Below are 6,195 nucleotides of genomic sequence, written 5' to 3'. Positions count from 1 at the left end.
CCCTTCGACAAGCTCAGGGTGAACAGAAATCGGGAACTTATTAAAAGACAATTCCCAAGTCGGATCAGTTCAGCGAAACAATTCCGCATAGCCTTAACTTTGATGACAAGCTCAGACTATGGTTAGTACCGTTTGAAGTTGCGGCTGAAGTAAAAGATGAAGACAGGCTCTTTCTGCCAGAAGCTATGACAGTGGGGTATTTTTCACAAAATCGAGAAGGTTTACCTGTGAGCCAGTAAATTTTTGTTTCAACTGCAGACAATATAAACATAATAGGAGGCTGTCCGAGAATAGCGCACGACTGGGCGTCCACGTAGCGAGGTTGGCAGAAAATTGAGGATAAAATTTCGTTTTGTGAGGTGAAGAGTGGTGTTATTTGACGAACAAAACGGAATTTTTAGACCAATTTCTTGCCACCGCAGTAGGGAAGTCTATACTCTGACAGCCTCATAGGGGCAGGCTATCAGTTGGTTTTACTGGTTCAAGGTACATTTTTCGTATCATTAGCCTCGCTATTTCGGAGGATGGCATTTTCGAGTTTTAGTTCCAGGTTTTCGGTTACCAGCTTGTTGAATATCAGGATAAGCTTTTCTCTAATAGCATTGGCATCGTCAACGTTTTCATCTGTGCCTTGCAAGCTATTATCTGCAGTCTTTTTTTGTAGTCCCTGCATTATCATCATCGGGTTTTGAAATATTTCTTGTAACATTGCAAACTGCAATTTGAAGAAATAGCCTTCTAATCCAGTAGATAAAAGTTCAGAAACGTATTCCTCTTTACCAACCTGACCGTTTTGCTCTTGACTGCTCATCTTTAACCTCTTGAGAGAACAATAGTGTCGGCATATTATAGATTGCTCTCTCTGGGTAAGGCTGGTATTCAGGTATGATCTTTACCCCTGAAACCGTATCGAAGCATAATGCCCTGCAAGTACACTCTGTTGGACACGGCCTGTTAATCAGCAGAGGTTGGGAAGGCAGCGGATATCGAAGAGTAACCTTCAGTGGTTCTCTGGTATAAAGACGAAAATTTCAGGCCTGCTTTTGTTGTTGGACGGGCTCTATACGCTCAATGTCATCTTGCTCGGCCTGTTGCACCTTGAACAGATCCCATCGTTGCTGGAGGTTTAGCCAGAAGTCTGCGGACATGCCAAAAAAACGGGCAAGGCGCAGGGCTGTACTCGGGGTAAGCCCCCGTTTGCCATTGACCAGCTCATTGACCCGCTGATAAGGGACATGAATCGCTGTAGCAAGCTCTTGCTGGGTGATGTTCATTGGCAGTAGAAACTCCTCCCGCAACATTTCGCCAGGATGAGTGGGCGCTCGGTTGGTTGGAATACGCGTCATCATAGCCTCCTAATGGTAATCCGTGATTTCAACATCAGCCGGACCAGAGTCGCTCCAGACAAAACAAATCCGGTATTGATCGTTAAGCCGGATGCTGTATTGGCCTTTGCGATCCCCGGTCAATGCTTCCAGCCGATTGCCCGGTGGTGCTTTCAGATCATCGAGCAATACCGCCGAATCAAGCTGATCCAGCTTTCGGCGAACAATACGTAACAGTGACTGAGGACAGGCTTTACGAGCATGACGGGACGCGATGCCGTTAAACAGATCCTCAGTGGCCTTATCTCTGAAAGAAACGAACATGATAGCACGGATGTCATGCTATAGGATGGTTTTAACAGGAGGGGCATTGTCTGCCCAGTTTTGCAAATAATACGGGAATCAATAATGCAGATACTGCCAGAGATAAAGTCCGGGCTGGTAAAATTTTGATTTGATACCAGCCTCCGGTTAAGAGGCCGGTTAATTGTTTAATAGAATACCTTGGCAATGAGAAGAGGCTTACCCATTCTGTTTCCTTAATTTTTATGTTGTGTGTTTTTGTATTAGTCTGCCTTGTATGTCCTGTTCAATCATACCTGCGAAAAGACTGATAAGCACGATACTTTAAGTGCAAATACTTATGGCAAGAGATGGGCCAGTTTATGAATTTCCAGCAGGGAAAGCCGGTAATCAAACCGATGGTAATGCTGCATCAGCAAAATCGGTAGTGCCCGGGTGCGGGTCATTGTCGGCTTTCGACTTGTCATGGGCTGTTGTTTTGGTAATGCCACTCATCTTTCAGGGGTTTGTCCAGGTACAAGGTGCTGACAATGGGCGCATCCCAGCCGGTCAGCAGCATATCGGAGACGATCAGCAGGCCAATATTGCAAAACCGGATGCCCTGGCCATCGGGCGCATTGCTGCATTCTGGCTTTCATCGCCGTAGGGTTTCTTGAACAGGGTGTTGACCAGCGCGGGAATCTCATCGCCGGGTACCGCCACCGGCACCTGACCGGCATTGCGCTCTGCCTTGATGCGCTCCTCGATGGTGTGCAGCGATTTTTTATCCAGTTGGTATTGGCCAGTGGCTTCCTGCACCTGATCGGCACCGGTGCGGCTTTCGGTGATAGTGCCCAGGGAGATCACCACCCGGCTCTCGAAGGTCTCCTCGCCATTGGCAGCCCGTTGCGCCATAAGCCGGTCGAGGGTGTCTTTATAACGCACTGCCATCTCCCGACCGTTGCACACCAGCAACCCCTTGAACCCCGGGCTTTCACCGACGACAGAAAATGATCAAGCAGATGCCGGGTATTGGCCTCGATACGATCACTTGCCGTGCGTCGTCTCTTCAGCAGCGCCTGTTTGAGTTTCGCCTGGCGACCTTCGTCTTCCTGCCCGAAGGTGTCGGTAAAGGCGTTATCGAGCTGGGCATCAGTGGTCAGCTCAGTCATGCCCTCCTGGTATTTGATGGGCAGGGTGGCACTATCGGCCACGGCTTCGTCCAGACGGTAGGTGTCGATATAGTCCCCGGCACCGAACTCCCGCAGGGTGTCTTTGTCGTGTTTGGCAATGGGGGTGCCGGTGAAGGCGATAAACCTGGCATTGGGCAGGCTGGCCCGCATAAACGCCGCCAGAAAGCCGTACTGACTGCGGTGCGCCTCATCCACCAGCCACCAGCACATAAAAGTTGGGCTTGGTGGAAAGCACCAGAAAATCCACCTTTTCCCGACTGATCTCCTGCCAGAGCGATGGCATTGGTGCGCCGGTGTCGTCCAGTTGGCCGAAGTTAGTGTTGCTGTCCTCACAGATAAAATAGTCGCCACCGTCTTCTACCCCGCGGATACGGGTTTTGTGGTCGGCACTGTCTTCTTCCGGGTCTTGCCGGGCGGCTTTGATGGGTTTGCCATCGTGCTCCTGAAACTTCTGTACGGTACTGGTGAAAATGCTGCCGTAGTCGTTGCCCAGCATCTGCTGTAACCCCGCCACCGACGGTGCCTTGAGCGGGTGCAGGCCGATATTGGTGAAGGTGTTGAAAATCTGCCGGTCCAGGGCGGTCAATACCAGAATGCTGGGGTTATTCAGGCCCACACTTTCGGCCCGCAGGTAGCGGGCCAGATAAGCCATGGTCAGGGACTTGCCACTGCCCTGGGTGTGACAGACCACGCCGCCGCTGCCATCACCACCAATCATACCGTTGCGATCAGCCCTGGTGAGCCGTGCCAGGGTCTTGCGCACCGCCCGCCACTGCTGGTAACGGGGCAGCTTTTTAACGGTGCGACCGTCTTCCACTTCAAACAGCACAAACTGGCAGACCAGCTCCACAAAGCGGGTCGGCTCAAACAGCGCCCACAGCAGGCGATCCTGTTCGCTGGGTTCTGTGCCAAGCCGTTGTCGTACGATGGCTTCTTCGGCATCGTCTGGCCGGTAGCGAAAGTAGAAGGCTTTCGGCGTGTAGATAGCACCGTAACGGGCCTGACCACGGTTAATGGCCGCACAGACCTGGTTAAAGACAAAGTGGCCCGGGTGGCTGTTCTGATAGGCGAGCAGCTGGTTAATGCCCTTGCTCAGTTTGATATGGCTGACCTTGCACTCGAGGGCAGGCCGTTGATAAACAGCAGCAGGTCCGGCCGGAACTCATCACCCTCGCTGTTGCTGCCAATGTACTGATCCACCACATGGAAGCGGTTGGCATCAGGTTTGTCCTGGTCCATAAAGCGGACGCTGTGGGCACGGCCACGGGCATCCTTGAGCGGGATATTGCTGCCATGAATCACCGACGCCCAAGGCGTTCTGGTTCGCTTCCAGCAGGTTCTCCTGCCAGAATTTGCGCAGCTCCCGCAGGACGGTGGCGGTGGGGCTGTTGCCGCTCTCTTTTTGCAGTGTTGCCAGCCACGGGTTAAGGCGCAGCAACTGTTCAGCCAGCACATCCTCCAGAATGGGTGCCATATTGGCGGTGCGCCTGCTGGCGGCCCACCTCGGCACCGCTGAGATGGGTGTATGACCAGCCAGGCGATGGCGGGTTTTTCTACGCCTTCCAGTTCCGGGTTATCCATGATTAGTTGTCCTGCGGGTCGGGCTGCACGCGGATTTGGCCGGTCAGGAGCTTTTGCATCAGGCCTTTTTTCAGTTGCTGGGTTTGGGCTTTTTGGGATTGGAGGTGATCCGGTTTACGGTCAACGGTTGAGAGGATATGGGTGATTTCTTATTGCTCTTTTTTTGGCGGAACAACGATCAGAAAACCCTGAATTTGCTTACTCGCTCAGAGATATGTAGCTGAAGGTGAAGTTCCCCGCAGTTTTAGTGTCCAAATTATCCGAATCAATATTGGCACACTCAGTTAACCGACGTACCTGCCAATCGCTAGGGATTGAGCCGACCGGGCTGCTTGTAAATTCTTTTGGTGAAGTCATGATCATCACACTACCTCCACGTCAGATGCAGTTGCCACAAGCCCCAACTCAACCAAATACCCATCCAACTGTGCATCCACCTCTGCCAACTGCCCACTGATAACTGCCAACTGCCCAAGCACCCCAGCAATATCCACTGGCACCTCTGCCTCCGAAGTATCGATATACCGCGCAATATTCAAGTTGTAATCATTACCAGCAATCTCACCCATCGGCACCAGACGACAATATTTCTCTTCCTCCACACCATTATGAAAAGCAGCACTATGCGCCTCATGAATACGGTCAATATCCTGCGCCCGCAAACTGTTCTGGTTCTTGCCCTCGGCAAACTCACCGCTGGCATCAATAAAGATCACTTTATCCTTAAGGTTGGCGGGCTTCTGCTTATTGATAACCAGCACAGGCAGGAATGCCAGTGTTATAGAACAGCGCCTCCGGCAGGCCAATCACCGCCTCAATCCGATCACCAGGCTGCTCGCGGGTGCCTTTCAGCAGCCCCTGGCGAATCTTGCCCTCTTCGCCGCCACGGAACAGCACGCCGTGGGGCAGTACCACCCCCATACGACCATCGTCTTTCAGGCTGGCCAGCATATGCTGGACAAAGACCAGGTCGGCATAGCCACGGGGCGGGATACCGTAACCGAAGCGTCCGTAGACCTCTTTCTTGTAGTTGGGGGCCACCTCTTTCTCTTTGCCGTCTTTGCCCACTTTGGTTTTCAGGTTGACTTCCAGCGGCGTCCGCCACTGTTTGGCGGAAAAGTGCGGGTTGGCAATCACCCGGTCGAACACACGCACACTGTCCTGTTCCAGGTGCAGCGGCTCCACCAAGGTATTACCCCGGCGCAGGTCGGCATTCATATTGTGCAGGTAGAGGTTCAGCTTGCCGATGGCCCAGGTGCCCGGGTTGCGCTCCTGACCATAGAGCGCCACATTCGGCCGCCCCATGATCTGGCCGCCGGGCAGTTCGGCCACATGGTGGGCGCTCTCCACCAACATATCGCCACTGCCAAAGGTAGGGTCGTACACCGTGTGGCCGGGCTGCGGGTCCAGCAGCCGCACCAGCAGCTGCACCACCGGCTTCGGGGTATAGAACTCACCGCCTTTTTTACCGGCATCGTCGGCAAACTGTTTGATCAGGTATTCGTAGGCATCGCCCAGCATATCCGCCTTGTAAAGGTGCAGGTTGCCCAGGTTGTAGCGGTTGAAATAACGCAGCAGACGGGCCAGCAAATCATTAAAGATGCTTCGGTTTGTGAATCGAGTGGCACCTGAGGCAACTCTTGTTCTCGGGGCATCATCCTTCTCTCCTTCCGGTTCACCGCTATGTGTATTAGAGAAGTACCCCCGCCATACCTGACGCATAAGGAGAATGCCATGTGAGAGGTAGTAATCGTCGATTTGGCGGAGGGACAGGGATTCGAACCCTGGAAGGGCTATTAACCCTCGCCGGTTTT

General features: G+C 52.8%; 11 protein-coding genes and 1 pseudogene. 1 reads left to right on the top strand and 11 read right to left on the bottom strand.

What is annotated here, in order from left to right; genetic code table 11:
• Nucleotides 1–481 precede the first annotated feature (481 nt).
• From KDK14_RS17390 to KDK14_RS17365, 8 genes are all read right to left on the bottom strand, one after another.
• On the bottom strand, nucleotides 482–811 hold the full coding sequence (locus KDK14_RS17390) for a hypothetical protein (RefSeq protein WP_257266451.1): 330 nt from the start codon (nucleotides 809–811) through the stop codon (nucleotides 482–484).
• A gap of 220 nt (nucleotides 812–1,031) precedes the next feature.
• A complete protein-coding gene (locus tag KDK14_RS17385) occupies nucleotides 1,032–1,346 on the bottom strand; it encodes a HigA family addiction module antitoxin (protein ID WP_257266450.1) in 315 nt (104 codons plus the stop codon).
• 9 nt (nucleotides 1,347–1,355) lie between these two features.
• The gene (locus KDK14_RS17380) at nucleotides 1,356–1,649 is read right to left on the bottom strand and encodes a type II toxin-antitoxin system RelE/ParE family toxin (protein ID WP_257266449.1); all 294 of its coding nucleotides are present in this window, start codon (nucleotides 1,647–1,649) and stop codon (nucleotides 1,356–1,358) included.
• Nucleotides 1,650–1,966: 317 nt separating this feature from the next.
• Nucleotides 1,967–2,095: a hypothetical protein gene (locus KDK14_RS21860; protein ID WP_373691107.1), complete on the bottom strand. Its 129-nt coding sequence runs from the start codon at nucleotides 2,093–2,095 to the stop codon at nucleotides 1,967–1,969.
• Nucleotides 2,092–2,187 (bottom strand): hypothetical protein, encoded by a 96-nt coding sequence (locus KDK14_RS21855; RefSeq protein WP_373691106.1) that lies wholly within the window; start codon nucleotides 2,185–2,187, stop codon nucleotides 2,092–2,094. The genes KDK14_RS21860 and KDK14_RS21855 overlap by 4 nt, the downstream gene beginning before the upstream one ends.
• An 11-nt stretch (nucleotides 2,188–2,198) precedes the next feature.
• On the bottom strand, nucleotides 2,199–2,522 hold the full coding sequence (locus KDK14_RS17375; protein ID WP_257266448.1) for a hypothetical protein: 324 nt from the start codon (nucleotides 2,520–2,522) through the stop codon (nucleotides 2,199–2,201).
• The gene (locus tag KDK14_RS17370; RefSeq protein ID WP_257266447.1) at nucleotides 2,471–2,995 is read right to left on the bottom strand and encodes a hypothetical protein; all 525 of its coding nucleotides are present in this window, start codon (nucleotides 2,993–2,995) and stop codon (nucleotides 2,471–2,473) included. Before KDK14_RS17370 ends, KDK14_RS17375 begins: the two co-directional genes overlap by 52 nt.
• Nucleotides 2,988–3,650 (bottom strand): DEAD/DEAH box helicase family protein, encoded by a 663-nt coding sequence (locus tag KDK14_RS17365; RefSeq protein WP_257266446.1) that lies wholly within the window; start codon nucleotides 3,648–3,650, stop codon nucleotides 2,988–2,990. The genes KDK14_RS17370 and KDK14_RS17365 overlap by 8 nt, the downstream gene beginning before the upstream one ends.
• A gap of 66 nt (nucleotides 3,651–3,716) precedes the next feature.
• On the opposite strand from KDK14_RS17365, the gene KDK14_RS17360 reads away from it, so the two are divergent.
• On the top strand, nucleotides 3,717–3,995 hold the full coding sequence (locus tag KDK14_RS17360) for a hypothetical protein (protein WP_257266445.1): 279 nt from the start codon (nucleotides 3,717–3,719) through the stop codon (nucleotides 3,993–3,995).
• Here KDK14_RS17360 and KDK14_RS21850 read toward each other — a convergent pair.
• The 3 genes and pseudogenes from KDK14_RS21850 to KDK14_RS17350 form a co-directional block, all read right to left on the bottom strand.
• The gene (locus KDK14_RS21850; RefSeq protein WP_373691108.1) at nucleotides 3,893–4,102 is read right to left on the bottom strand and encodes a type I restriction endonuclease; all 210 of its coding nucleotides are present in this window, start codon (nucleotides 4,100–4,102) and stop codon (nucleotides 3,893–3,895) included. The two genes, KDK14_RS17360 and KDK14_RS21850, sit on opposite strands and share 103 nt — an antisense overlap.
• Nucleotides 4,020–4,274, bottom strand: coding sequence for a hypothetical protein (locus KDK14_RS17355; RefSeq protein ID WP_257266444.1), 255 nt, complete (start codon nucleotides 4,272–4,274; stop codon nucleotides 4,020–4,022). Before KDK14_RS17355 ends, KDK14_RS21850 begins: the two co-directional genes overlap by 83 nt.
• 469 nt (nucleotides 4,275–4,743) lie before the next feature.
• Nucleotides 4,744–5,902, bottom strand: a pseudogene (locus KDK14_RS17350) (N-6 DNA methylase).
• Nucleotides 5,903–6,195: the final 293 nt, after the last annotated feature.

It is taken from the genome of Endozoicomonas sp. ONNA2, from assembly GCF_024606365.1.
Taxonomy (GTDB): domain Bacteria; phylum Pseudomonadota; class Gammaproteobacteria; order Pseudomonadales; family Endozoicomonadaceae; genus Endozoicomonas.
The sequence above is the reverse complement of the archived record's forward strand: the minus strand, read 5'-3'. Positions and strand labels throughout refer to the sequence as shown.

Coding starts and splice junctions, on each gene's coding strand:
- KDK14_RS17390 (WP_257266451.1), bottom strand. CDS start 811: ATGAGCAGTCAAGAGCAAAACGGTCAGGTTGGTAAAGAGGAATACGTT.
- KDK14_RS17385 (WP_257266450.1), bottom strand. CDS start 1,346: ATGACGCGTATTCCAACCAACCGAGCGCCCACTCATCCTGGCGAAATG.
- KDK14_RS17380 (WP_257266449.1), bottom strand. CDS start 1,649: ATGTTCGTTTCTTTCAGAGATAAGGCCACTGAGGATCTGTTTAACGGC.
- KDK14_RS21860 (WP_373691107.1), bottom strand. CDS start 2,095: ATGACAAGTCGAAAGCCGACAATGACCCGCACCCGGGCACTACCGATT.
- KDK14_RS21855 (WP_373691106.1), bottom strand. CDS start 2,187: ATGCTGCTGACCGGCTGGGATGCGCCCATTGTCAGCACCTTGTACCTG.
- KDK14_RS17375 (WP_257266448.1), bottom strand. CDS start 2,522: ATGGCGCAACGGGCTGCCAATGGCGAGGAGACCTTCGAGAGCCGGGTG.
- KDK14_RS17355 (WP_257266444.1), bottom strand. CDS start 4,274: ATGGCACCCATTCTGGAGGATGTGCTGGCTGAACAGTTGCTGCGCCTT.